This is a genomic window from Methylobacterium crusticola (assembly GCF_003574465.1).
Lineage (GTDB): Bacteria > Pseudomonadota > Alphaproteobacteria > Rhizobiales > Beijerinckiaceae > Methylobacterium > Methylobacterium crusticola.
In genome coordinates this window covers 1-21,375 of record NZ_QOWC01000147.1, presented here as the reverse complement: position 1 = coordinate 21,375, position 21,375 = coordinate 1, and the positions used below count along the sequence as shown (strand labels likewise).

The window sequence follows — 21,375 nt, the reverse complement described above, 5'->3', positions numbered from 1 at the left end:
GCCCTCGACCCGGCCGGGCTCCTCGCCGCCCTGCGCGACCGCATCGCCCGCCACCCGTCCGGCCGCGACGCGGTGCTGGCCCCGATCGCGGACGCCGACGCGGCCGCCGCCGAGAGCGCGCGCCGCCTGCGCGCGGGCACCGCGCGGCCCCTCGAGGGCGTGCCGTTCGGCATCAAGGACATCATCGACTGCGCCGGCGCCCCCGTCACCTGCGGCTCGCGGCTCACCGGCGCGCGCGTCGCCGGGCGCGACGCGACCGTGGTGGCGCGCCTGCGGGCCGCCGGGGCGATCCCGCTCGCGATGCTGGCCACCACCGAGTTCGCCTGCGGCTCGGCGCACAACCCCCGCTACGGCGCCGTCGGCAACCCGTGGAACCGGGAGCGCTGGACCGGCGGCTCCTCCACGGGCTCCGGCGCCGCGCTGGCCGCCCGGCTGATGCCGCTCGCGCTCGGCACCGACACCGGCGGCTCGATCCGGGTGCCCGCCGCCTGGTGCGGCATCACCGGGCTCAAGCCGACCCGGGGCCTCGTGCCGCGCACCGGCGTCGCGCCCCTGTCCTGGACCCTCGACCATGTCGGCCCGATGGCCCGCTCGGCCGAGGACCTCGCCCGGGTGATGCCGTGGATCGCCGGGCCGGACGGCGAGGACCACCTCGCGGGCGGCCACTACGACCCCGCGCGGGCGCGTCCCGGCCTCGCGGGCCTGCGGGTCGGCGTGCCGGGGGGCTGGTTCACGCAGATGCAGGACGAGGCGGTGCTCGCCGCCTGGGAGGCGATGCTGGGGGTGCTGGAGCGCCAGGGGGCGCGGCTCGTGCCGGTGGACCTCGGCGACGTCGCGACGGCGCATGCCGACGGCTACGCGATCGTGATGGCGGAACTCGCCGCCCTCCAGGAGCCGGACCTCGACCGCGCGCCCGACCTCGATGCCGGCACCCGCGCCCGGCTGGCGCAGGGGCGCACCCTGGCGGCGACCGACTACCTGCGCGCCCTCCGGCGGCGCCCCGTCGTGCAGGCCCGGGTGCTGGCGGCCCTCGAGGGCGTCGACGTGCTGGTGACCCCGGGCCTGGGCGGGGAGGCGGCCTCCCTGGCCGACCTGACCGTCACGGTGAACGGCCGGCCCGAGCCCCTCCAGGCGGTGCTGCCGCGCAACACCATGCTGTTCGACTACACCGGGCTCCCGGCCCTGATGCTGCCGACGGGCCTCGGCCGCACCGGGCTGCCGGTCTCCGCCCAGATCGTGGCCGGGCCCTACGACGACGCCCTCTGCCTCGCGGTCGGCGCCGCCTTCCAGCGCGACACCGACCACCACCTGCGGGCGCCGCCCGAGCCCGCGTGACCGTCCCGCGCGCGACAGGATTTTCCGCGCGCGACCCGGTCACGGCTCCCGCAGGGTGCCGATGACCTTGTGGAAGCGGGCCACGGCGGAGTGGAGCGCGTCGAACCCGCCCTTCAGGCTCTCCGCCTCGACCCAGAAGCCGTAGGGACCGCCCGCCGCGTTGCGCTCCGCGACGCGGCGGGCGCCCGTGCGGAAGGGGAGGTGGGCCTCCCGGTCCTGGTCGGTCCGCAGCAGGAGCCAGCGCTGGCCCTTCCGGTGCACGATCCTGACGTCGTAGATCGCCGTCCAGGGGATCCAGCCGGTGGAGAGGCGCCGGTCGAAGATGCCGTGGCGCCCCACCGAGATGACGGCGCCGAGCCGGATCAGCTCCCGCGCCAGGATGGCCGAGTACAGCCCGAAGAACACGATCCCGAACAGGGCGGCGAACTCGGTGAAGCCGCCCGGCTCGGGGCTGCGCGGCCCGCCCACGCCGGGCCGCATGAACAGGAGGTACAGGCAGATCGCCACGAAGCCGCCCGTGACGGCGAGCATCGCGGCGTTGCGCCGGTGCGAACCCGGGATGTCGATCTGGATCGGGCCGGTCATCCGAGCCTCGCCCTCTTGCGCGCGGGAGGCTAGCAGATCGCGCGCCCCGCCGCGCGGGCGGTCTCGCCGCACCGCCGCGGGTGCGGTCCCGCCGCACCCGCGGCGCCTTGCGCGCGGGGGGTGCGTCACCGCGGCGGCGCGCCGACCCCCCTCGGCGCGCCGGGCGCGCACCATCTGTAGCCTACCCCGCGCCGCGCGTGCGCCAGGCCAGCAGAGGCAACCCGAATGTCGCGGTCCATGTGCCCCATGACGCCGAAGGCCGCCGCCGCGCTGCTGGCGGCGAGGGGCGTCCTGCCGTCGAGCGTCGCGACGCCGACCACCATGGTGGACGCCCTCTCCAACACCCTGCGGGAGATGCGCATCCCCCTCAAGGAGGCGCCCACGGACTTCCCGGCCGTGCTCGCCGAGCTGCACCGGCTCACCGAGCTCTGAGGACCGTCCCGCGGCGCGGCCGCGCCGGCCCCCTCACGCCAGGCGTCGCAGGACGAGGAGCGGGGAGGTGGTGATGACCTCCATGAAGGTGCCCGGCGCCTCGGGCCGGGCCGGGCCCTGGACGCCCTGCCAGTAGCGGTCGGCGGCGACCTCCGCCTCCGGGCCGCCGCCCATCACGAGCTCGGCCACGGCCCAGTCGCCGTGGTGCATCAGCGGCCTCGGGTCCGTGGTCTCGACCTCGTACAGGGGCTCGCGGATCCGGCCGGGATGGCGGGCGACCTGCTCGTCCACGTAGCGCCGGACATCCTGCTCGTTCCGGCACGCGAAGATGCAGCGCAATCGCGACGGCTTCTCCGAATAGCGCGAGCGCCGCGCCGTCTCCAGGATCTGCTCGCGCGCAAAGTGAAAATGCGACGCGCCCGAGATCCCGATCATCCGCCCGTAATGTCCGGGACACACGATCTCGCCGGGTTTCCGATAGTGGCGGGATGCATAGAAGAGGTTGGCCATGATTGGCAGTGTGGCAGCCGATACGATCCCCGTCCAGGCTCGGGCGGGCCCGGATCAGGCGCCGGCGCCCGGGGATCACGCGGCGGGATCCCGCGCCCACGCGACCGGCTCGCTCGTGAGGGTGAGGCGGTGCACCTCGCGCTCGGGGGAGATCTCCTCGACGGCGACGTCGACGACCAGCCGCTCGGGCAGCCTGCGCCGCCAGAGCGTCCCGGGGCGCGGGGTCACGAAGAAGTACACCCGGCCCTCCCCCGCAGGAGCGGCCTCGCTCGCGGCCGGCTCGTAGGCCCGGCGCGCGACGATCTCCTGGTTGAGCGAGAGCATCCGCTTGAACGTCACGTGGGTGTGGCCGCCGCCCTCGCCGGACGGGCCGTAGGGCCGGAACGCGACCGCGGACGCCCCCGCGCCGGCGGGCGAGCGCACCTTGACGTAGCTGAGCGTGAACCGGTTCCGCGCCGGGTCGGCCAGTCGCACGTAGAACAGGTTCCCGCGGGCGCCCGGCGCCGCCGCGGCGCTGCAATGGAGCGACCAGATGCGCTGCGCCGCCTTCCTGGCGGCGCGCCGCAGGTGCCGCAGCGTCTGGACGCCGACCGCGAGGCCGGCGCACGCCACGACGGCGATGAACCCGAGAGCGACGCTGTCGCTCGTGACGGTCTGCATGGCGGTGCTTCCGTATGGTCAGTAAAGCCCTGGATCGTAATCGTATTCGCCGACCCGCGCATCGCATTCGGCCCCGCGCCGGGCGATCGGCGGCGCGGTGTGCTTTTCGTGACTGTCGCGGCCCGCGCGGCGGCGCGCCGCGGCCCGCGGGCGGGCGCCGGCCCGGCCGGCGAAGCACGGCGTCGCCCCCATGGCGCGCCGGATCCTGCGGGCGCGGGATGAACGGAGCGGCCGGCGGACGCGGAGAATTTTAACCATTCCGTCGGAAGCTGGGCCGGGGCAACAGAGCCGGGTGTGGAACAGGCCGGTGCGTTCTGCCGCGGCTGGGCAAGGCGCCATGCAGGACGGCTACATCCTCATCCTCTCGAGCAACCCGACCACCGCGCAGGCCCTGGCGCGCGGCGTCGAGCGCGTGCTGCCCTGCCGCATCCTCGACCCGGCCCAGGCCCTGCCGGCCGGCACGGTGCTCGCGCTCCTGCTCGACGTGCCCCTCGGCGACGTCGCGGTCCTGTCCGGCATCCGCCGCACCATGAGCGCGGTGCGCGCGCGCGCGATCCCGTGCGTCTACCTGGCGCGCGACACCAGCCACACCATCCTCACCCGCGCCCGCACGCTCGGCGCCACCCGGATCGTGCCGCTCACGGCCTCGCGGCAGACCATCCTGTCGGCGCTCATCGCCGCCATCGAGGCGTCCGCGCAAGCCAGGCGCGGGCACCCGCGCTGGCGCGTGCAGGCGCAGGCCACGGAGGCCTGCTGGATCATCACCGGCGTCTTCGATGCCGCGGCGAGCGACCAGCCCCTGAGCCGGGAGGAGATCGAGACCGGCACGTCGCTCGTGCTCGAGGCCGTCTCGGATGCCGGCATCCGCGCCTGGCTCGACGTCATCTGGGCCCACGAGGCCGAGGTGTACCAGCACTCCCTGAGCGTCGCCGGCTACGCGGCGACCTTCGGCGACACCCTCGGCCTGCGCCCGGACGACAAGCGGCGCCTGGCGCGCGCCGCGCTGCTGCACGACGTCGGGAAGGCCAGGATCCCCCTGGCGATCCTGAACAAGCCCGGCCGGCTCACGCCCGCCGAGACCGGCGTGATGCAGACGCACCCGGCCGTCGGCGCGGACCTGCTCGCGCAGCAGCCCGGCTTCGACGCCGAGTCCCTGGACGTCGTGCGCCATCATCACGAGATGCTGGACGGCTCGGGCTATCCCGACGGGCTCGCCCGGTCCGAGGTCAAGGACCTCGTCCGCCTGATCACGATCTGCGACATCTACTCGGCCCTCACCGAACGCCGGCCCTACCGGGCGCCGATGCGCCCGCAGGAGGCCTGGGCCGTCATGGACGGCATGGGCGGGAAGCTCGATGCCGACCTGCTGCGCGCCTTCCGGCCGGTGATCTCACGCTGCGCCAACCCGTCCACGATCGCCTGAGGCGGCCACCGGCCCCGCCCGCGGCATGCGCCCGCGCACAGACGCGGGGCGCCGTTCCGGGCTTTCCTGAGGGCCGAGCCGCCGGGCGTGGGCCCGTCGGCGCCCGCGGTGGCACTGGCGCACCCGCCGGGACGATCGTGATCCATCCCGCCGGCATCCGCGCCGGCGCGGGAGGCGTGAGCCATGCAGGGGAGCGGCACATGACGGCCTCGCAGGAGCAGCAGTTGCGCGAGCGCGTCGTCTCCATCTTGTGGGACGACGCGTGCGGAAGGATCTTGTTCGACGTCGACGGGACCACGATCACGAGCGCCAGCTTCCTCTGGGCCGCTCACCACATCTCGTCCAAGAGGGTCGGCATCAAGGTGGAGGCGCAGAAGAAAGGCGTCGGCGCGCACTACGACCAGAAGAAGAACGTACTGTCGTTCCCGCACATGAACTATGGCCTGACGGATTACGAGCGCATGAACGTCGTGCACGAATGCACGCATCTGTGGATCGACTCGACCAAGAAGAAGACCCTCGGCGTCGTCAACGAGATGTGCGCGTTCATCTCGGGCGCCACGTTCCTGGAGGCGCAGGGCATCGCGAGCCCGACCAACCTGAGCGTCTTCATGGCGGCCGGGATCGTGGCGAAGCACGTCGTCGCCGGCACCAGCCTCGGCGTCATGCCGGCCTCCTCCGACGTGAACAACCTGAGATACGCAATCTACGCCCAGGACATCTACGCGTACCTCGACAAGGACCGCAAGTTCAGCTACGGCGAGGACGGCGTCTAGACTTCGCCTCGACGGGTCTTGACACCGACGAATCTTGGCCCCGGTCTCGCCGGGGCCGTGGCGCCGGGTCAGTACGGCCGGCCGCCGGGCGGGCGCGGCGCCGGGCGATAGGGGTCCGCGGGGCGCCCGTAGCGGGGATAGGCCTGGATGTAGGGGTCGAGCCGGGGGGCGCGGTAATTGCCGTTGTTGATGCCCGCCGAGCGGTCGTTGCCGCTGAGCACGGCGTAGGGCGACAGCCCGCTGCCGGAATCCCCGCCGCCGCCTCCGCCATCCTGCTGGGCGCGGGCCGCGCTGCCTGCGCCGAGGGCGAGGGAGGCGGCGAGGAGGAGGCGGAGCGTCGTTGCGGACATGGGGGTCTCCTCAAGCCGGCGGAACCTCGGGTCCGGGCGAACCGGCGGCGCGGGCCCGAGGTTCCCGGGGCCGCCTGCGGCGCACGCGCGCCCCGCCGGCGCCGTACCGGCGCCCCGCACCGCACCGCCTCGCCCGGGTGCCCGTGCGCCGCGGCGCGCCGGAGCCGGCTCAGCCCCAGACCGCCGCGGGCGCCTTCGGGACGCCCGCCCACTGCGCGGCGTCGTGGCCGTAGAGCGTCTGCGTGCCGGCGTCGCGCATCCGGCGCAGGCGGCGCAGCGAGGCCTCCGTCTCGGCCGCGTCGGCCAGGATCCGGGGGAGGCGGATCTCGTCCATCGACCGCCTCAGGTAGCAGGCATCCGCCGTGAGGAGCAGCGTCCGCCCGCCCGCATCGAGGAGCAGGGACTGGTGCCCGGGCGTGTGCCCGGGCGTGGCGAGCAGCCGGACCGTGCCGTCCCCGAACAGGTCGGAATCGCCGTCGAGGAGGCGCAGGTCCTGCCCGTGGTCGAAGTCGCGCGGGTCGTAGCCCGCCGTCGCGGCGCGCTCCGGGTCGTGGGCCGCCTCCCACTCCGCGCGCTGGAGCACCACGGTCGCGGCCGGGAAGGCGTCGTTGCCGCCGCAATGGTCGTTGTGGAGGTGGGAATTGACCACGAGGTCGACGTCGCCCGCGCCGAGCCCGACCGCGGCGAGGTGGCTCAGGATGTGCTGCGCCGGTGTGGCCGCGACGGTCATGAAGCGGGCGAGGGGGCCGAGCCGGCCGACCGGGTCCGTCGCCATGGCGCGGTGCAGCCCCGTGTCGAAGAGCGCGGTCCCCCGCGGATGCCGGATCAGGAAGGCCGGGACCGGCACGGTGATCGTTCCGGCCTCGCCGTCCAGCACCGCCCGGTGGGGCAGCGCCACGGAGCCGCAATCGAAGGCGAACAGCTTCATGCGTCGTGTCCTCCCGGCGACGGTCCCGATCCCGGCGGGATCGGGACCGTCGCCCCTCAACGTCCCTCGAAGTGCGGCAGGCGCCGCTCGGCCATCGCCCGCACGCCTTCCTGGAAGTCGGCGGTGGCGAAGTGCACCTCCTGCTGCGCGAGCTCGTGGTCCGTCGCCGCCGCGACCCTGTCGGCGAGGTCGCCGCGCAGGGTCGCGCGGGTCGACTGCACCGCCAGGGGAGCCGACTGGGCGATCTCGGCCGCGAGCGCCATCGCGGTCTCGCGCAGGCGCTCCGGCGGGGCGAGCACGTCGGCGAGGCCGATCGCGTGCGCCTCCGTCCCGGTGATGCGCCGGCCCGTGTAGAGCAGGAGCGCGGCCTTCTGGGGCCCGAGGACCCGCGGCAGCGTCACGCTGAGCCCGAACCCGGGATGGAAGCCGAGGCGGTTGAAGTTCGCCGAGAAGCGCGTGCTCTCGGACGCGACGCGGAAATCCGCCACCATCGCGACCCCGAGCCCGCCGCCGATCGCGCCCCCCTGCACCGCCGCCACGACCGGCAGGGGGCAGCGGAACAGGCGCACCGCGTGACGGTAGAGGTGGTCGGTCCCGCGGTCGTCGGCGGCCCCCACGGTGTCGGAGGCCGGCCGGCTGAAATTCGCGCCGGCGCAGAAGTTCTTGCCGGCGGCGCAGAGCAGGATGGCGCGCATCCCCTGCCGGACGAACCCGTCGAAGGCCTCGGCGAGCGCGCCGATGAGCTCCTTGTCGAAGAAGTTGTGCGGCGGCCGGTTGATCTCGGCGATGCCGACGAGGCCGGACGTGCCGGCGAGGACGTCACCCATGGCGTTCCCGTGTCCTGCTCGTGTCTCAGCGCGGAAGGAGGGCGTCAGCGCCCGGTGAAGGCCGCCGGGCGGCGGGGCGGCAGGACGGGCGGGCCCCATCGCGGTCACGGCGCCGCCGGCGCAGAGCGCGCGCCCCGCGCCCGCGATGACGACCGCCCGGACCTCCGGGTCGCGGCCCGCCGCCACGGCGGCCCGCACCTCGCGCGCCACGACGGGCGTCCAGGCCTTCATCGGCTCCGGCCGGTTCAGGGTGAGGACCGCCGTCCGGTCGGCGACCGCGGCGGTGATCGGCGCGAACGACGTCATGGCCTCGGTCCTGGCCTCGGTCCTGGTTGCATGCGCCCGGCCGGCACCCGTCAGCCCTCGCGTCCGTGAACGTCGCCCTGCTGGACGGCGCGGCGCTCCAGCCACCAGCCGTAGCGCTCCTGCCAGCTCGACCAGCCGCCGCGTCCCTTCAGGGCGAGGGCCGCGGACACGGCCCAGTTCGGGTTGAAGAGCGCCTCGCGGCCGACCGCGATCAGGTCGGCGCTGCCCTCCGCCAGCACCGCCTCGGCGTGGTGGGGATCGCGGATGAGGCCGACCGCGACCGTCGCGATCCCGGCCTCGCGGCGGATGCGGGCCGCGAACGGCACCTGGAAGCCCCGGTCCCGCGAGACCAGGGAGCGGCCGCGCGGCAGCTTCATGCCGCCCGACGAGCAGTCGACCACGTCCACGCCGGCGCCCTTGAGGGCGAGCGCGAAGGCGACCGAATCCTCGAGCGACCAGCCGATGTCGACGCCGTCCACGGACGAGATGCGGGCGAAGACCGGGCGGTCCGCCGGCCACTCGGCCCGCATCGCGGCGGCGACGCGCAGGGGCAGCCGCATCCGGTTCTCGAGCGGGCCGCCGTAGGCGTCCGTGCGGGCGTTGGCGAGGGGCGACAGGAAGGAGTGGAGGAGGTAGCCGTGCGCGCAGTGCATCTCGACGACGTCGAAGCCGGCCCGGCGCGCCCGGGCCGTGGCGCGGCGGTAATCCTCCACGAGCGCGTCGATCTCGGCGAGGGTCAGCGCCTTCGGGGCCGGCCAGCCGGCGTCGAACGGCTCGGCCGAGGCCGCGCGGATCGGCCAGGCGTGCTCCTCGCGGGCCGCGTCCGCCTCGCCCAGGGGGGCGCCGCCGTGCCAGGGGCGCTGGGACGAGCCCTTCCGGCCGCAATGGCTGAGCTGGATGCCGATCGCGGCCCCGCACGCGTGGGCGAAGCCCGTGAGGCGCGTCAGGTTCTCCGCCTGCTCGTCGCGCCACAGGCCCGGGCAGCCGTGGGTGATCCGGCCCTCCTCGGTGACGGCCGTGTTCTCGACCATGATCAGCCCGACGCCGCCGAGGGCGAAGCGGCCGTAATGGATGAGGTGCAGGTCGCCCGTGAGGCCGTCCCGGGCGCCGTAGATCGCCATGGGCGACAGCATGATGCGGTTCTTCAGCGCGAGCCCGCGCAGGGCGAGCGGCGTGAAGAGCAGGGGATCGGCCGCGGCGGGCTGCGGCGCGGGCTGCGAATGGTCGAGGCTCAACCGGCTCCTCCCTTCGATCGGCGGGCGCCCCGGCGCTCAGAGCGCCGTCAGGCGCGCCCAGAGGCCGGCGCTGCCGGCCTCCCGGGCGATGGCGCCGAGGCGCTCGTTCCAGAACGCCTCGTCCCCGGCCTCCTCGCGCCAGGCCCACAGGCGCCGGGTCGCGTGGTGGAGTTCGTGCTCGCGCGTGAAGCCGACGGCGCCGAACACCTGGTGGGCGATCGCCGCGACCCGGGTGGCGGCCTCGCCGGCCCGGGACTTGGCGCAGGCGACCGCGAGCTCCAGGGCCTCCGCGTCGGGATCGTCGAGGCGGCTCGCCGCCCCGTCCGCCGCGGCCGACCCGGCCGCGACGTGGCCGGCGGCCTCCGACAGCAGGGACTGGATCGCCTGGAAGCGCCCGATCGGGCGGCCGAACTGCACCCGGGTGTTGGCGTGGTCGATGGCGAGGGCGAGGACGCGCTGCATCGCGCCGGCGAGCTGGGTGGCCCGGAGCGCCGCCAGGATCAGCCCCGGCCGGCGCAGGTCGTAGCCGGGCGGCAGGGCCGTGACGGCGGCGCGGGGGAGCGGGTGCCCGGCGAGCGCGGTCGCGGCGCGGGGCTCCCCGGCGATGTTGGTCGCGGCCGTCCAGGCGAGCGCCCGGCCCGGCAGCCGGACGAGGGCCGCCCCGCCGCCGAGGCGGGCGAGGGCCACGACCGTCCCGGCCTCGCGGCCCCACGGCACCTCGGCCAGGCACCCGGTCGCGCCGTAGCCGTCGCCGTCGGGCGACAGGGCGAGCTCCGGCAAGCCGAGCCCCGCCTGCAGGGTCGCGATGCCCTCCGGCGGGGCCGCCCCGGCGTCGGCCAGGACCCAGGACGCCGCCATCGTCTCGGCGAGGGGAACCGGCGCGACGTGGGCGGCCGCGATGCGGACGAGGACGCTCGCCTCGGCGCGGGTCATGCCGGCCCCGCCGAGGTCCTCGGGCACCCCGGCGAGGGGGAAGCCCATCGCGGCGGTCTCGGCCCAGAGCCGGGCGAGCCCGGCCTCGTCGGGGCCCTCGGCGCCCGCGGCCGGGCGGTGCGCGCCGGCGAAGAAGCGGCTCGCGCTGTCCTCCAGGAGGTCGAGGTCGCTCATCGCAGGCCCAGGTCCCGGGCGATGATGCCGCGCAGGATCTCGGTCGTCCCGCCCCGGATCGTGTAGCAGGGCGCCGTCAGGATCATCTCCCGGGTGAGGGCGTCGAAGCGCTCGTCCCGCTCGCCCCTTCGGCGCGCGGCGGCCGTCATCTTCCGGACCGTCTCGGGCACCTCCTGCTCGAAGCGGGTGCCGACGTCCTTCACGAGGGCGGCCTCGGCGTTGGGCACGAGGCCCCGCTCGAGCATGCCGGCGACCGACCCGGACATCCGGCGCAGCGCCGCCAGGTGCGCGACGAGGCGGCCCATGCCCGCCAGGTCGCCCGGGGCGGCCTCGGCGCCCAGCCGGTCGGCCGCGCCGAGCAGGAGCTGCGCGTTCGACAGGTAGCGGTCGGGGCCGCTGCGCTCGAAGGCGAGCTCGCCGGTGACGAGCGCCCAGCCGTCGCCCTCGCGGCCCAGGACGTGGCTGTCCGGGACGCGGACGTCGTCGAAGGTCAGCTCGTTGAACTCGTGGTGGCCCACGAGGTCGTGGACGGGGCGCACGCCGAGCCCCGGGGTGGCCATGTCGACGATGAACTGCGTCAGGCCGGCCCGGCGGTCCGTCCCGGGGGCCGGCGAGGTCCGGGCGAGGGCGATCAGGTAGTGCACGCGGTGCGCGTTGGTGGTCCAGAGCTTGCGCCCGGACAGGAGCCAGCCCCCGTCCGCGCGCCGCGCCCGCATCTGCACGCTGGCCAGGTCGGAGCCCGATCCCGGCTCGCTCATCCCGATCCCGAAGTAGCACTCGCCCCGCGCGATGCGCGGCAGGATGTCCGCCCGCAGCTCCTCGCGGGCGTGGCGCAGGATCTGGGTGCCCGACTGGCGGTCGGCGACCCAGTGCGCGCCGAGCGGCGCCCCGCCGGCGATCAGCTCCTCGTTGACGACGTACTTCTCGATCGGGCTCGCGTCGCGCCCGCCGTACCGCGCCGGCCACGTCATCCCGACGTAGCCGCGCTGCCCGCACAGGCGGCTGAAGCCGGGGTCGAACGAGCTCCAGTTCGTCCGGCCGAGGTCGCGCTCCCGGCCGGCCTCGGCCAGGAAGGCGCGGACCTCGCGCCGCAGGGCGTCGAATTCGGGGCGCTTCTCGATCGGGTCGAGACGGATCGTCTTGTGCAGCATCGGCTGATTTCTCCAACAGGACCGCCCCGCCGTCAATCCGGATCGCCGCACTTTGCAATCACGGATGTGATCAGACAAGCACGAGGCGACAGGCTATACCCGGGAGATCATGGATGTGATCGCGGCGCGTCCGCCCTGTGATTGACAATCGCGCCACGCTCTCGCAGGCTCGACCCATAAAGACGGCCACGGGAGGGGTGCTCGATGAGGATGTGGGTCGCGTCCGTCATGCTCGCCGCGGGCCTCGCGGCCGCGCACGCGCAGCCTCCCGCGAGGCCGCAGGCTCCCGCGAGGCCGGTGAAGCTCGGGGTCCTCAACGACCAGTCGGGCCAGTACGCGGACGCCGCCGGCCCGGCCTCGGTCGAGGTGGTCAGGATGGCGGTCGAGGATTTCGGCGGGACGCTCCTCGGCGCCCCGATCCAGGTGATCGCCGCCGACCACCAGAACAAGCCCGACATCGGCTCCGGCATCGCGCGGAAATGGTACGACACCGAGGGCGTCGACGTGATCCTCGACCTCGCGAACTCGGCCGTGGCCCTCGCGGTGTCCGAGATCACGCGCGAGAAGAACAAGATCATGATCGCGGCGTCGGTCGGCACCTCGGCGCTCACGAACGAGAAGTGCTCGCCCAACAGCTTCCAGTGGGCGTACAACACCTACACGCTCGCCCGCAGCACCGCGAAGGCGCTGATGTCCCAGGGCGGGAACGAGTGGTTCTTCCTCACGGCCGACTACGCCTTCGGCCACGCCCTCGAGGGCGACGCCTCGGGCGTCGTGCGGCAGTTCGGCGGCAGGGTGCTCGGCTCCGCGCGCCACCCCTTCGGCACGAACGACTTCTCGTCCTACCTCCTCCAGGCGCAGAATTCCGGCGCCAACGTCCTCGGCCTCGCCAACACGGGGATCGACGTCGCGACGGCCCTGCGCCAGGCCCACGAGTTCGGCATCCTCGGCCGGGGCAGCCCCATGAAGGCCGCCGCGCTCCTGCTCCAGATCACGGACACCCACGCGGCGGGCCTCGCCAACGCCCAGGGCCTCTACATGTCCGAGGCCTTCTACTGGGACCGCGACGAGGGCTCCCGCGCCTTCGGCAGGCGCTTCTTCGCCCGGGTCGGCCGCATGCCCACGATGGTGCAGGCCGGCGTCTACTCCGCGACCCTGCACTACCTGAGGGCCGTCCAGGCCGCCGGGACGGCCGAGACGGGCGCGGTGCTCGCCAGGATCCGGTCGCTGCCGGTCGACGACTTCTTCTCGCGCAACGGCCACGTCCGCGAGGACGGGATGCACATCCACGACTACTACCTGCTGCGCGTGAAGAGCCCGGAGCAGTCGAAGGCGCCCTGGGATTATTACGAGGTCATGGCGACGGTGCCGGGCGAGGACGCGAACATCCCGCGCGCCCAGAGCAAGTGCCCGCTGATGCGCAAGTCGTGACGGCCGGCCGGGCAACCCGCTCAGCGCGCGAGGGCACATGAGAGAGACGGTCACCACGGTCGGCACCCGCGACGGCGCGATGGAGGCGTTCGTCACCGTCCCGGGGCAGGCGGGGCCCGATCCGGTCGCCGTCCTGCTCCGGGATCCGATCGGCCTCCGCGGGGAGCTCCGCGACACGTGCCGGCGCATCGGCACGGCCGGCGACGGCGTCGCCATGCCCAATCCCTCCTCCCGCAGGAACGGCATCGACGACGTCCGCATCGACCGCGGCCGGATCCACGCGCCCGGCCCGGAGACGACCCCGAAGCGGCCGGGGACCCGGTGAATGCGGCGCCCGGACCGCCCGGCCCCCGGGCCGCCGCGCGCCGCCGGGGAAGCCCGGGCCGGGCCGGGCGTGAAGTCGGCGGGCCGGGTCTTCGCCGTCCTGGAGCTGTTCGAGCGGGAGCGGCGCTCGCTCAGCGTCAAGGAGATCTCGCTGAGCCTCGGCCTCCCGCAATCGAGCACGTCCGTGCTGCTCGCCGAGATCGCGCGGCACGGCTACCTGGAGCAGGAGGACACCACGCGGCGCTACCTGCCGACCGCCCGCGTCGCCCTGCTGGGGCAGTGGCTGAGCGACTACTTCTTCGTCGACCAGCGCCTCGTGAACATGATGAAGCAGGTGTCGGCGGCGACGGGCGAGACGGTGCTGCTCGGCGTGCTCCAGGACTGGTCCGTCCTCTACGCGCACGTGATCCAGGCCACGAACCCGATGCGGCTCCACCTGCCGGCGGGCACGCGGCGCCCGCTCCACAATTCCGGCGCCGGCCTCGCGCTCCTCGCGGCGATGCCCGGCGCGCAGATCGCGGCGGCGTTCGAGCGCATCCGCGCCGCCCCCGAGCGCGCCCCCGGCCTCAGGCTCCCGGACCTCCTCGCGCGGGTCGAGGAGGTCCGCGCCCGCGGGTTCGCGGTCTCGGCGGACGCCGTGACCCAGGGCGCGGGGGTCGTCGCGATGGCGCTCGGGCGCCCGATCGGCGGCCGGGCCGTGGTGCTCGGCGTCGGGGGCTCCTCGGCCATCATCCGCCAGAACTGGCAGGCGCTCCTCGAGGCCCTGCGCTCCGCCGTCACCCTCCACGACGACCCACCGACCTTCCGGTAAGGCAAGCGCGAGCGAAGCTGGCAGATGTACACGATCGCGTCCTACTTCATGGCCCACGCCGAGGCGCGCCCGGCCGCGGCCTTCCTGTGCATCCCGCCGGATCCCGGCCGGGACTACTGCCCCGACGGCGCCGAGCACAGCTACGGCGAGACGGGGCGCGCGGTCGAGGAGATCGCGCGGGCCTACCGGGCGGCGGGCTTCGGCCACGGCCACCGCGTCGCCGCCCTCCTGGAGAACCGGCCCGAGTTCTTCCGGCACTGGTTCGCCCTCAACGCGCTCGGCGCCTCGATCGTGCCGATCAACCCGGATTTCCGGGCGGGCGAGCTCGCCTACCTCCTGGAGAACGCGGAGCCCGCCCTCGTGCTCACGCTGCCGGCCTGGCGGGACCGGCTCCTGGGGATGCTGGCCCAGGCCGGCCGGGGCGACGTCGCGCTGGCGACGACCGAGGAGGTCGGGGCGGGGCGCCTGGCGCCCCCGCCGACCCCGCCCCTGCCGGGCCTGCCGGGGGCCACCACGGAGGCGGCGATCCTCTACACGTCGGGCACCACCGGCCGGCCGAAGGGGTGCAGCCTGTCGAACCGCTACTTCCTCTCGACGGGGATCTGGTACTCGGGCTACGGGGGCCGCCAGCGCTTCGCCTTCGGGCAGGAGCGGCTCTACTCCACCGTGCCGATGTACCACATGGCGGGCCTCGCCCTCACGACCATGGGCATCATGACGGCCGGCGGCTGCCTGATCCAGCCCGAGCGCTTCCGGCCCGGGCGGTTGTGGCGGGACGCCGTGGCGACCCGGGCGACCGTGCTGCACTACCTCGGCGTCGTCCTGGCGACGCTCCTGAAGCAGGACCCGGCGCCCGAGGAGCGGGAGCACGCGATCCGGCTCGGGCTCGGCGGCGGCGGCGGCGACCCGGCGCTCCGGCGCGCCTTCGAGGCGCGCTTCGGCATCACGCTGAGCGAGGGCTGGGGCATGACCGAGACCGGGCGCTGCATCTTCAACGCGCACGAGCCCTACCACCCGGACCTCTACAGCTTCGGCCGCGCCGTGGGGGGGATCGAGGCCGCCATCCTGGACGAGGATTCGGTCCCGCTCGCGGCCGGGCAGCCGGGCGAGCTCGGGGTCAGGTTCCGGGGGGACGACCCGCGGTTCGGCTTCTTCACGGAGTACCTGAACGACCCCGAGGCCACCGCCGCGGCCTGGCGCGGGGGCTGGTTCCACACCGGCGACGTCGCCGTGATGCTGGAGGACGGCAGCCTCTGCTTCGTCGACCGCAAGAAGAACATCGTGCGCCGCTCCGGCGAGAACATCGCGGCCGCCGAGGTCGAGGCCGTCCTCGACCGGCACCCGTCCGTCGAGCGCGCGGGCGTCGTCGCGTTCCCCGATCCGGTGCGCGAGGAGGAGGTCCTGGCCTTCGTCCAGCTGAAGCCCGGGCACGCGCCGGGACCGGACCTGGCCGCGGCCCTGGTCGCCTGGTGCCTCGAGAGGCTCGCCTACTACAAGGCGCCGGGCTGGATCCGCTTCGTCGAGGAGCAGCCGATGACCGGATCCAACAAGATCGCCAAGGGGGTCCTCTCCGAGCGGGCGAGGACCCTCGGCCCCGAGCAGCTCGTCGACACGCGGGGGCTCAAGCAGCGGGTCGCGCGGCCGTGAACCGCCCCGCCGGCCCCCGGGCCGGGCGCCGTCGCGGGACGGCACGGCGCGTTGCCGAATCGCCATTGCGCGGGCGGCGGCGGCCGGCGCTACTCTCGCGCCCCGGGGCCGGCAAGGGCCCGCAGGCGCCGGCCGCGAGCCGGCCCGACAGGGGAGGAATCCGATGCGCCCTGCGATGGCCATCCTGTGCGCGACGGCCGCGGCCGTCCTCTCCGGCGCCGCCGAGGCGCAGGTGCTCAAGGAGTTCGGCAGCTTCCACGTGGGCGGGCGCCAGGCCAGCCTGAGCGGCTACCCGGTCACCGAGAGCGTCTTCACGCAGGGCGCCCCGCCCACCCGCGTCGACCCGAACGGGGATTTCGAGGTCGAGCAGATGTACGTCCAGTACCTGATCCCCGAGCCGCAGCGCGCCAGGTACCCGCTGCTGATGTGGCACGGGGGCGGCCTGACGGGGGTGACCTGGGACACCAAGCCCGACGGCCAGCCCGGGTTCATGCAGTACTTCTTCCGGGCCGGGCACCCCGTCTACGTGTCGGACGCGGTCGAGCGGGGCAGGGCGTCGTGGGCGCGCTACCCCGAGATCTACAAGACCCCGCCGTTCTTCCGGACCAAGAAGGAGGCCTGGGAGCAGTTCCGGATCGGCCCGGCCTACGCGACCGACCCGGCCCGGCGCGTCGCCACGCCGGGCGGCCGCTTCCCGGTCCAGGCCTTCGACCAGTTCGCCAAGCAGTTCGTCCCGCGCTGGACCAGCAACGACGCCATCACGCAGCGCGCCTACGACGCCCTGGTCGAGAAGGTCGGCCCCTCGGTGGTGATGGTGCACTCGCAGGCGGGCAATTTCGGCTTCCGCGCGGCCCTGAACGCGCCCGGCACGGTCAAGGGCCTGATCGCCCTCGAGCCGGCCGGCGCCCCCGCGCCGGGCCCCGAGCTCGACAGGCTGACGGCGATCCCGATGCTGATCGTCTGGGGCGACAACATCGGGAGCGAGCCGGTCTGGGTGCGCCAGCAGCCCTTCTCGCTCGCGTTCGCGGCCGACCTGAAGGCGCGCGGCGGCGACGTCGAGGTGATCGAGCTGCCGAAGGTCGGCATCACCGGGAACGACCACATGATCATGATGGACACCAACTCAGACCAGGTGGCCGGCCTGATCGAGGACTGGATGCGCAGGAAGGGCCTCCTGCGGGAGCGGTAGGCCCGCGCGGGCAGCGCCCGCGCCGGGGTCAGTCGGCGGAGGCGAGCGGCTTGGCGATCTCCTCCAGCGACTTCCCCTCGGCGGCCACGCCCCAGATCCCCCCCACCACCGCCGCCACGGCGAGCAGCAGGACGCCGAGCAGGTAGCCGTAGAACACGTTCGTGCGCGAGCCGGTGTCGATGAGCGCCCCGAACAGCGAGGGCCCCAGGATGCCGCCGACGCCCGTGCCGACGGCGTAGAAGACCGCGATGGCGAGGGCCCTCACCTCCAGCGGGAAGGTCTCGCTCACCGTCAGGTAGGCCGAGCTCGCCGCGGCCGAGGCGAAGAAGAACACCACCATCCAGGCCGCCGTCTGGCCGACCGGGCCGAGGGTGCCCTGCTGGAACAGCCACCCGACGACGGCCAGCAGCGCGCCGGAGATCCCGTACGTGAAGGCCAGCATCGGGCGGCGGCCGACGGTGTCGAAGAGCCGGCCGAGGAGCAGCGGCCCCAGGAAGTTGCCGGCGGCGAACGGCAGCAGGTACCAGCCGACGTGGTCGGACGGGACGCCGAAATCCTTGAGCAGGATGATGCCGTAGGTGAAGTACACGCCGTTGTAGAAGAACGCCTGGGCGATCATCAGGCTCAGGCCGACGAGGGTCTGCGTGCGGTAATCGTGCAGCATGGCCTTGAACACGGCGGAGAACGGCGTGTGCGAGCGGGTGCGGATCTTCAGCTTGGGCAGGTGCGCGGGCGGCGCGGGCACGTCCACGCCGGCCTGCTTCAGGCGCTCCTCGATGTCGGCGACCACCGCCTCGGCCTCCTGGACGCGGCCGTGGGTGAGCAGCCAGCGGGGGCTCTCGGGGATCCAGGTGCGCAGGAGCAGGATGACGAGCCCGATGCCGCCGCCGATGAAGAAGGCGACGCGCCAGCCGGTCTGGGGGTCGATCACGTCCTTGTTCAGCAGCACGACGGCGGCGAGCGAGCCGGAGGCCGCCCCGAGCCAGAAGGTGCCGTTGATGGCGAGGTTCACCCAGCCGCGGGCGCGGGCCGGGATGAGCTCCTGGATGGTCGAGTTCACGGCCGTGTACTCGCCCCCGATGCCCGCGCCCGTGATGAAGCGGAACAGGCAGAAGCTCCAGATGTCCCAGGACAGACCGGTCGCCGTCGTGGCGATCAGGTAGGTCGCGAGCGTGATGAAGAACAGCTTCTTGCGCCCGAGCCGGTCGGTGAGCCAGCCGAAGCCGACGGCGCCGATGACCGCGCCGGCGAGGTAGGCCGAGGTGGCGTAGCCGATGTCGGCGGCGCTGAAGTGCAGGGTCGGGCTCTCCATCAGCGCGCCGATGAGCGTGCCCGCGAGGGTCACCTCGAGCCCGTCGAGCACCCAGGTGATGCCGAGGGCCAGGATCACGAGGGTGTGGAAGCGGCCCCAGGGCAGCCGGTCGAGGCGCGCCGGGATGTCGGTCTCGACGATGCTGCCCATCGGCACGCGCTCGGGCACGCCCTGGGCGCGGCCCGCCTCGAGGGTCGCGGTGATCGTCTCGGCCATGTGCTTCGCTCCCGCCGCCTTGGGGCAACCCTGGGCAACGGCAACACCGTCGACTTGGTTCGATCGTCCCCGCGGCGGGCGCCCCGGCCCCCGGGCCCGCGCCCCCGGCGGGCCCCCGGGCTCGCGCCCCCGGCGGGCCCCAGGGCCCGCGCCGCGGGCCGGCGCCTACGCGCCGACGCTGACCTCCACGGCCATGTCCCGGAAGCTGCCGGGAGGCCCCCCGAAGCTGCCGGCGACCGGCATCGCCAGGCGGATGTCGCGCGCGACGGCGACCGGGATCAGGTTCGCGCCGCCGACGCTGCGGTTGGTCGGATCGAAGGTGATCCAGCCCGCGCCCGGCAGGTAGACCTCGACCCAGGCGTGGGTGGAGCCCGCATCCGCCGAGCCCAGCAGGGTTCGCGTCGGGTCGTGCAGGTAGCCGGAGACGATCCGGGCCCCGAGGCCGAGGCTGCGGGCGGCCTCGGCGAAGAGCGTCGCGAGGTCCCGGCAGGAGCCCGCTTCCAGCGCCAGGGTCTGACCCGGGGATTGCGTGCCCTCGTCCTCCCGGGCCTGGTAGGCGAGGCCGCCGACCCCGGCGTTGAGGTCCCGGAGCAGCGACAGGGTGTCGGTGGGGTCGCCGGCCACGAACCCCCGCGCCCAGGTCCGCACCCGGTCGCCCTCGTCCGGGTACTGCCGGACCGTGAGGGCGCCGAGGTCGGTCCACTCGTCGTCGGCGTACCGGAACGGGAACGCGATGGCGGAGGCGGCGATGTCGAACACCGGGTAGGCGGCGGCGCTGAGCTCGACCTGCGACGCGCACGCGATGACGAGGGTCTCGGCCGGGGCCCGGAACGTCGCCGTCGCGACGGCATTGCCGGCGACGTCGTCGGCCCAGCCGACGGCCGCGTCGGGCGACACCGTGAGGACGCTCGACACGAGGCGCAGGTCGCGGCTCTCCCGGGGCCTCAGCATGAGCCGGTGCGGCCCGAGGCTCACGGGCTGCCGGTACCGGTAGGTCGTGCGGTGGTGGATGCGCAGGCCGACCATTGGGAGCCTCCCGTCCGTCGCCCACGACCCTAGGGCCGCCGGCGCCCCGGGGACAGCCCGCCCGGGGACAGCCCGCGGGAGCCCCGGCCGGGCGCGGTCACGCCCGCCCGGCGGAGGCCCTCGCGCCGGGCCAGGTGCCAGCGGACCGTCCGCGCGAGGCCGTCCTCGAGCCCGACGCGCGGGCGCCACCCCATGGTGTCGCGGATCAGGCGGGTGTCCAGGATGGTCACCGGGACGTCGGCGGCCCGTCCGGGCCTGTACCTGCCCGCCCCGGGCCGGCTCAGGGCGCGGCCGGCGGCGGGGCGGGGGGGCGCGAGCCGAGATGGGCCCGCAGCGTCCGCCCGTCGTACTCGTGCCGGAACAGGCCCCGCCGGCGCAGTTCCGGCAGGACGAGCGCGATGAAGTCGTCGAGCCCGCCCGGCAGGGTGGCGGGCATGATGTTGAAGCCGTCGGCGCCGTGGGCCCGGAAGCGCTCCTCCATCTCGTCGGCGATCTGGGCGGGCGTCCCGACGATCTGCGAGTGGCCGCGGGCGCCCGCGATGCGCAGGTAGAGCTGGCGCAGCGTCAGCCCCTCGCGCCGCGCGAGATCGAACATCAGCTGCTGGCGGGACTTCGCGCCGTTGGCCTCGGGCAGTTCCGGGACCGGCCCGTCGGGGTCGGAGCCCGACAGGTCGAAGCCCCCGACCATGCGCTCGAGGAGCGCGAGGCCGACGACGGGGTCGATCAGCGCCTGCAGCGCCTCGAACTTGGCGCGCGCCTCGTCCTCGCTGCGCCCGACGACGGGGAAGAGGCCGGGCATGATCTTGAGGTCGTCCGGCGCCCGACCGAAGTGCCCCATGCGCTCCTTGAGGTCGCGGTAGAACGCCACCGCCTCGGCGAGGGTCTGGTTGGCGGTGAACACGACCTCGGCGGTGCGCGCCGCGAGGTCCCGGCCGGGGCCCGACGAGCCGGCCTGCACCAGCACCGGCTGGCCCTGCGGCGTGCGCGAGATGTTGAGGGGCCCGCGGACCGCGAAGTGCTTGCCCCGGTGGTTGAGCGGCCGGAAGCCGTCCGGCTTCGAGAACTGGCCGCTCTCGCGGTCGATCACGACCGCGTCGTCGTCCCAGGTCCGCCACAGGCCCAGGACGACGTCGACGAACTCCTCGGCCCGTTCGTAGCGGTCGGCGTGCAGGGCGATGGCGTCGCTGCCGAAATTGGCCGCCTCCAGGTCGGTGGCGGAGGTGACCAGGTTCCACCCGGCGCGGCCGCCGCTGAGGTGGTCGAGGGAGGCGAAGCGGCGCGCGACGTTGTAGGGCTCGTTGAAGCTGGTGGAGGTGGTGGCGACGAGCCCGATCCGGCTCGTGACGGCGGCCAGGGCCGAGAGCAGGGTCACCGGCTCGAAATGGGCCGAGCGCGCGGTCCGCTCGCTCGAGCGCAGGTTGCCGTCCCGGATGCCGGTGCCGTCCTCGAGGAAGACGAGGTCGAACTTCGCCGCCTCGGCCCGTCGGGCCCAGCCGACGTAGCGCTCGAGGATGAGGCCGCCATCGGCCTCGCTCGAGGGGTGGCGCCAGCCCGCCACGTGGTGGCCCGTGGCGTAGAAGAAGGCGCCGAGCCGCATCGTGTCCTGTCTCATCGGGTCACCCGTGGCGATGCGTCGGTTCGAGGGGCGCCACCGGCGGAACGAGGCCGGGGCGCCGGAGATCCGCCGGCCGTCCCGGGGGCGCGGCGCCGGCGGGGAGCCCGCCGCGGGCCCGGTCCCGGGGCGGGAACGAGGACCCGGCGCCCGCGATCCCGAGGCGCCCCGGCGGGCGCGCG

23 protein-coding genes are annotated in these 21,375 nt (G+C 74.5%); 9 read left to right on the top strand and 14 right to left on the bottom strand.

Annotation, left to right across the window (positions count from 1 at the left end):
- Window positions 1-1,335 (top strand): amidase (locus DT057_RS26725; RefSeq protein WP_162501512.1); only part of this gene is annotated, 1,335 nt, incomplete at its 5' end.
- Window positions 1,336-1,374: 39 nt separating this feature from the next.
- Here the strand turns inward: DT057_RS26725 and DT057_RS26720 are convergent.
- Window positions 1,375-1,920, bottom strand: a complete 546-nt coding sequence (locus tag DT057_RS26720) for a hypothetical protein (protein ID WP_128565131.1) — start codon at window positions 1,918-1,920, stop codon at window positions 1,375-1,377.
- 225 nt (window positions 1,921-2,145) lie between these two features.
- Between DT057_RS26720 and DT057_RS26715 the strand changes: the two genes are divergently transcribed.
- Window positions 2,146-2,352: a hypothetical protein gene (locus DT057_RS26715; RefSeq protein WP_128565130.1), complete on the top strand. Its 207-nt coding sequence runs from the start codon at window positions 2,146-2,148 to the stop codon at window positions 2,350-2,352.
- A gap of 33 nt (window positions 2,353-2,385) precedes the next feature.
- On the opposite strand, the gene DT057_RS26710 is transcribed toward DT057_RS26715, so the two are convergent.
- The 3 genes from DT057_RS26710 to DT057_RS35645 form a co-directional block, all read right to left on the bottom strand.
- Window positions 2,386-2,787, bottom strand: a complete 402-nt coding sequence (locus tag DT057_RS26710; RefSeq protein WP_238312939.1) for a DUF2441 domain-containing protein — start codon at window positions 2,785-2,787, stop codon at window positions 2,386-2,388.
- A 150-nt stretch (window positions 2,788-2,937) separates the two neighbouring features.
- Window positions 2,938-3,522, bottom strand: a complete 585-nt coding sequence (locus tag DT057_RS26705; RefSeq protein WP_128565128.1) for a hypothetical protein — start codon at window positions 3,520-3,522, stop codon at window positions 2,938-2,940.
- A gap of 18 nt (window positions 3,523-3,540) precedes the next feature.
- On the bottom strand, window positions 3,541-3,714 hold the full coding sequence (locus DT057_RS35645) for a hypothetical protein (RefSeq protein ID WP_162501511.1): 174 nt from the start codon (window positions 3,712-3,714) through the stop codon (window positions 3,541-3,543).
- A gap of 145 nt (window positions 3,715-3,859) precedes the next feature.
- On the opposite strand from DT057_RS35645, the gene DT057_RS26700 reads away from it, so the two are divergent.
- Together DT057_RS26700 and DT057_RS26695 are read left to right on the top strand one after the other, a co-directional pair.
- Window positions 3,860-4,945: an HD-GYP domain-containing protein gene (locus DT057_RS26700; protein WP_128565127.1), complete on the top strand. Its 1,086-nt coding sequence runs from the start codon at window positions 3,860-3,862 to the stop codon at window positions 4,943-4,945.
- Window positions 4,946-5,145: 200 nt separating this feature from the next.
- Window positions 5,146-5,721 carry a hypothetical protein gene (locus DT057_RS26695; RefSeq protein ID WP_128565126.1) on the top strand — a complete coding sequence of 192 codons (576 nt, stop codon included), beginning with the start codon at window positions 5,146-5,148 and terminating at the stop codon, window positions 5,719-5,721.
- Window positions 5,722-5,789: 68 nt separating this feature from the next.
- On the opposite strand, the gene DT057_RS26690 is transcribed toward DT057_RS26695, so the two are convergent.
- From DT057_RS26690 to DT057_RS26665, 6 genes are all read right to left on the bottom strand, one after another.
- Complete coding sequence (locus DT057_RS26690; protein ID WP_128565125.1) at window positions 5,790-6,071, bottom strand: hypothetical protein; 282 nt, start codon at window positions 6,069-6,071, stop codon at window positions 5,790-5,792.
- A gap of 169 nt (window positions 6,072-6,240) precedes the next feature.
- Window positions 6,241-6,999 carry an N-acyl homoserine lactonase family protein gene (locus tag DT057_RS26685; RefSeq protein WP_128565124.1) on the bottom strand — a complete coding sequence of 253 codons (759 nt, stop codon included), beginning with the start codon at window positions 6,997-6,999 and terminating at the stop codon, window positions 6,241-6,243.
- 56 nt (window positions 7,000-7,055) lie between these two features.
- Entirely contained in the window at window positions 7,056-7,826 is a 771-nt protein-coding gene (locus DT057_RS26680; RefSeq protein WP_128565133.1) for an enoyl-CoA hydratase/isomerase family protein, read from the bottom strand.
- 356 nt (window positions 7,827-8,182) lie between these two features.
- Window positions 8,183-9,367 (bottom strand): NADH:flavin oxidoreductase/NADH oxidase, encoded by a 1,185-nt coding sequence (locus tag DT057_RS26675; protein ID WP_128565123.1) that lies wholly within the window; start codon window positions 9,365-9,367, stop codon window positions 8,183-8,185.
- Window positions 9,368-9,403: 36 nt separating this feature from the next.
- Window positions 9,404-10,474, bottom strand: coding sequence for an acyl-CoA dehydrogenase family protein (locus DT057_RS26670; RefSeq protein ID WP_128565122.1), 1,071 nt, complete (start codon window positions 10,472-10,474; stop codon window positions 9,404-9,406).
- Window positions 10,471-11,625 (bottom strand): acyl-CoA dehydrogenase family protein, encoded by a 1,155-nt coding sequence (locus DT057_RS26665; RefSeq protein WP_128565121.1) that lies wholly within the window; start codon window positions 11,623-11,625, stop codon window positions 10,471-10,473. The genes DT057_RS26670 and DT057_RS26665 overlap by 4 nt, the downstream gene beginning before the upstream one ends.
- Before the next feature lie 204 nt (window positions 11,626-11,829).
- Here DT057_RS26665 and DT057_RS26660 point away from each other — a divergent pair, with 204 nt between their 5' ends.
- From DT057_RS26660 to DT057_RS26640, 5 genes are all read left to right on the top strand, one after another.
- A complete protein-coding gene (locus DT057_RS26660; protein ID WP_203236385.1) occupies window positions 11,830-13,056 on the top strand; it encodes an ABC transporter substrate-binding protein in 1,227 nt (408 codons plus the stop codon).
- A 37-nt stretch (window positions 13,057-13,093) separates the two neighbouring features.
- Window positions 13,094-13,381 (top strand): hypothetical protein, encoded by a 288-nt coding sequence (locus DT057_RS26655; protein WP_128565120.1) that lies wholly within the window; start codon window positions 13,094-13,096, stop codon window positions 13,379-13,381.
- Complete coding sequence (locus tag DT057_RS26650) at window positions 13,382-14,191, top strand: IclR family transcriptional regulator (protein WP_128565119.1); 810 nt, start codon at window positions 13,382-13,384, stop codon at window positions 14,189-14,191.
- A gap of 24 nt (window positions 14,192-14,215) precedes the next feature.
- Window positions 14,216-15,838: an AMP-binding protein gene (locus DT057_RS26645; RefSeq protein WP_128565118.1), complete on the top strand. Its 1,623-nt coding sequence runs from the start codon at window positions 14,216-14,218 to the stop codon at window positions 15,836-15,838.
- 163 nt (window positions 15,839-16,001) lie between these two features.
- Window positions 16,002-17,027, top strand: a complete 1,026-nt coding sequence (locus DT057_RS26640; protein ID WP_128565117.1) for an alpha/beta hydrolase — start codon at window positions 16,002-16,004, stop codon at window positions 17,025-17,027.
- 28 nt (window positions 17,028-17,055) lie between these two features.
- On the opposite strand, the gene DT057_RS26635 is transcribed toward DT057_RS26640, so the two are convergent.
- From DT057_RS26635 to DT057_RS26620, 4 genes are all read right to left on the bottom strand, one after another.
- Complete coding sequence (locus DT057_RS26635) at window positions 17,056-18,555, bottom strand: MFS transporter (protein WP_128565116.1); 1,500 nt, start codon at window positions 18,553-18,555, stop codon at window positions 17,056-17,058.
- Between the two features lie 165 nt (window positions 18,556-18,720).
- On the bottom strand, window positions 18,721-19,581 hold the full coding sequence (locus DT057_RS26630; protein ID WP_128565115.1) for a transglutaminase family protein: 861 nt from the start codon (window positions 19,579-19,581) through the stop codon (window positions 18,721-18,723).
- Window positions 19,582-19,610: 29 nt separating this feature from the next.
- Entirely contained in the window at window positions 19,611-19,811 is a 201-nt protein-coding gene (locus tag DT057_RS26625; protein ID WP_128565114.1) for a hypothetical protein, read from the bottom strand.
- A 50-nt stretch (window positions 19,812-19,861) separates the two neighbouring features.
- A complete protein-coding gene (locus DT057_RS26620; RefSeq protein ID WP_128565113.1) occupies window positions 19,862-21,193 on the bottom strand; it encodes an LLM class flavin-dependent oxidoreductase in 1,332 nt (443 codons plus the stop codon).
- Window positions 21,194-21,375 lie beyond the last annotated feature (182 nt).

Bases quoted from the DNA above. Each gene is read 5' to 3' on its own strand.
- DT057_RS26720 (WP_128565131.1), bottom strand. From the start codon at position 1,920: ATGACCGGCCCGATCCAGATCGACATCCCGGGTTCGCACCGGCGCAAC.
- DT057_RS26715 (WP_128565130.1), top strand. From the start codon at position 2,146: ATGTCGCGGTCCATGTGCCCCATGACGCCGAAGGCCGCCGCCGCGCTG.
- DT057_RS26710 (WP_238312939.1), bottom strand. From the start codon at position 2,787: ATGATCGGGATCTCGGGCGCGTCGCATTTTCACTTTGCGCGCGAGCAG.
- DT057_RS26705 (WP_128565128.1), bottom strand. From the start codon at position 3,522: ATGCAGACCGTCACGAGCGACAGCGTCGCTCTCGGGTTCATCGCCGTC.
- DT057_RS35645 (WP_162501511.1), bottom strand. From the start codon at position 3,714: ATGGGGGCGACGCCGTGCTTCGCCGGCCGGGCCGGCGCCCGCCCGCGG.
- DT057_RS26700 (WP_128565127.1), top strand. From the start codon at position 3,860: ATGCAGGACGGCTACATCCTCATCCTCTCGAGCAACCCGACCACCGCG.
- DT057_RS26695 (WP_128565126.1), top strand. From the start codon at position 5,146: ATGACGGCCTCGCAGGAGCAGCAGTTGCGCGAGCGCGTCGTCTCCATC.
- DT057_RS26690 (WP_128565125.1), bottom strand. From the start codon at position 6,071: ATGTCCGCAACGACGCTCCGCCTCCTCCTCGCCGCCTCCCTCGCCCTC.
- DT057_RS26685 (WP_128565124.1), bottom strand. From the start codon at position 6,999: ATGAAGCTGTTCGCCTTCGATTGCGGCTCCGTGGCGCTGCCCCACCGG.
- DT057_RS26680 (WP_128565133.1), bottom strand. From the start codon at position 7,826: ATGGGTGACGTCCTCGCCGGCACGTCCGGCCTCGTCGGCATCGCCGAG.
- DT057_RS26670 (WP_128565122.1), bottom strand. From the start codon at position 10,474: ATGAGCGACCTCGACCTCCTGGAGGACAGCGCGAGCCGCTTCTTCGCC.
- DT057_RS26665 (WP_128565121.1), bottom strand. From the start codon at position 11,625: ATGCTGCACAAGACGATCCGTCTCGACCCGATCGAGAAGCGCCCCGAA.
- DT057_RS26660 (WP_203236385.1), top strand. From the start codon at position 11,830: ATGAGGATGTGGGTCGCGTCCGTCATGCTCGCCGCGGGCCTCGCGGCC.
- DT057_RS26655 (WP_128565120.1), top strand. From the start codon at position 13,094: ATGAGAGAGACGGTCACCACGGTCGGCACCCGCGACGGCGCGATGGAG.
- DT057_RS26650 (WP_128565119.1), top strand. From the start codon at position 13,382: ATGCGGCGCCCGGACCGCCCGGCCCCCGGGCCGCCGCGCGCCGCCGGG.
- DT057_RS26645 (WP_128565118.1), top strand. From the start codon at position 14,216: ATGTACACGATCGCGTCCTACTTCATGGCCCACGCCGAGGCGCGCCCG.
- DT057_RS26640 (WP_128565117.1), top strand. From the start codon at position 16,002: ATGCGCCCTGCGATGGCCATCCTGTGCGCGACGGCCGCGGCCGTCCTC.
- DT057_RS26635 (WP_128565116.1), bottom strand. From the start codon at position 18,555: ATGGCCGAGACGATCACCGCGACCCTCGAGGCGGGCCGCGCCCAGGGC.
- DT057_RS26630 (WP_128565115.1), bottom strand. From the start codon at position 19,581: ATGGTCGGCCTGCGCATCCACCACCGCACGACCTACCGGTACCGGCAG.
- DT057_RS26620 (WP_128565113.1), bottom strand. From the start codon at position 21,193: ATGAGACAGGACACGATGCGGCTCGGCGCCTTCTTCTACGCCACGGGC.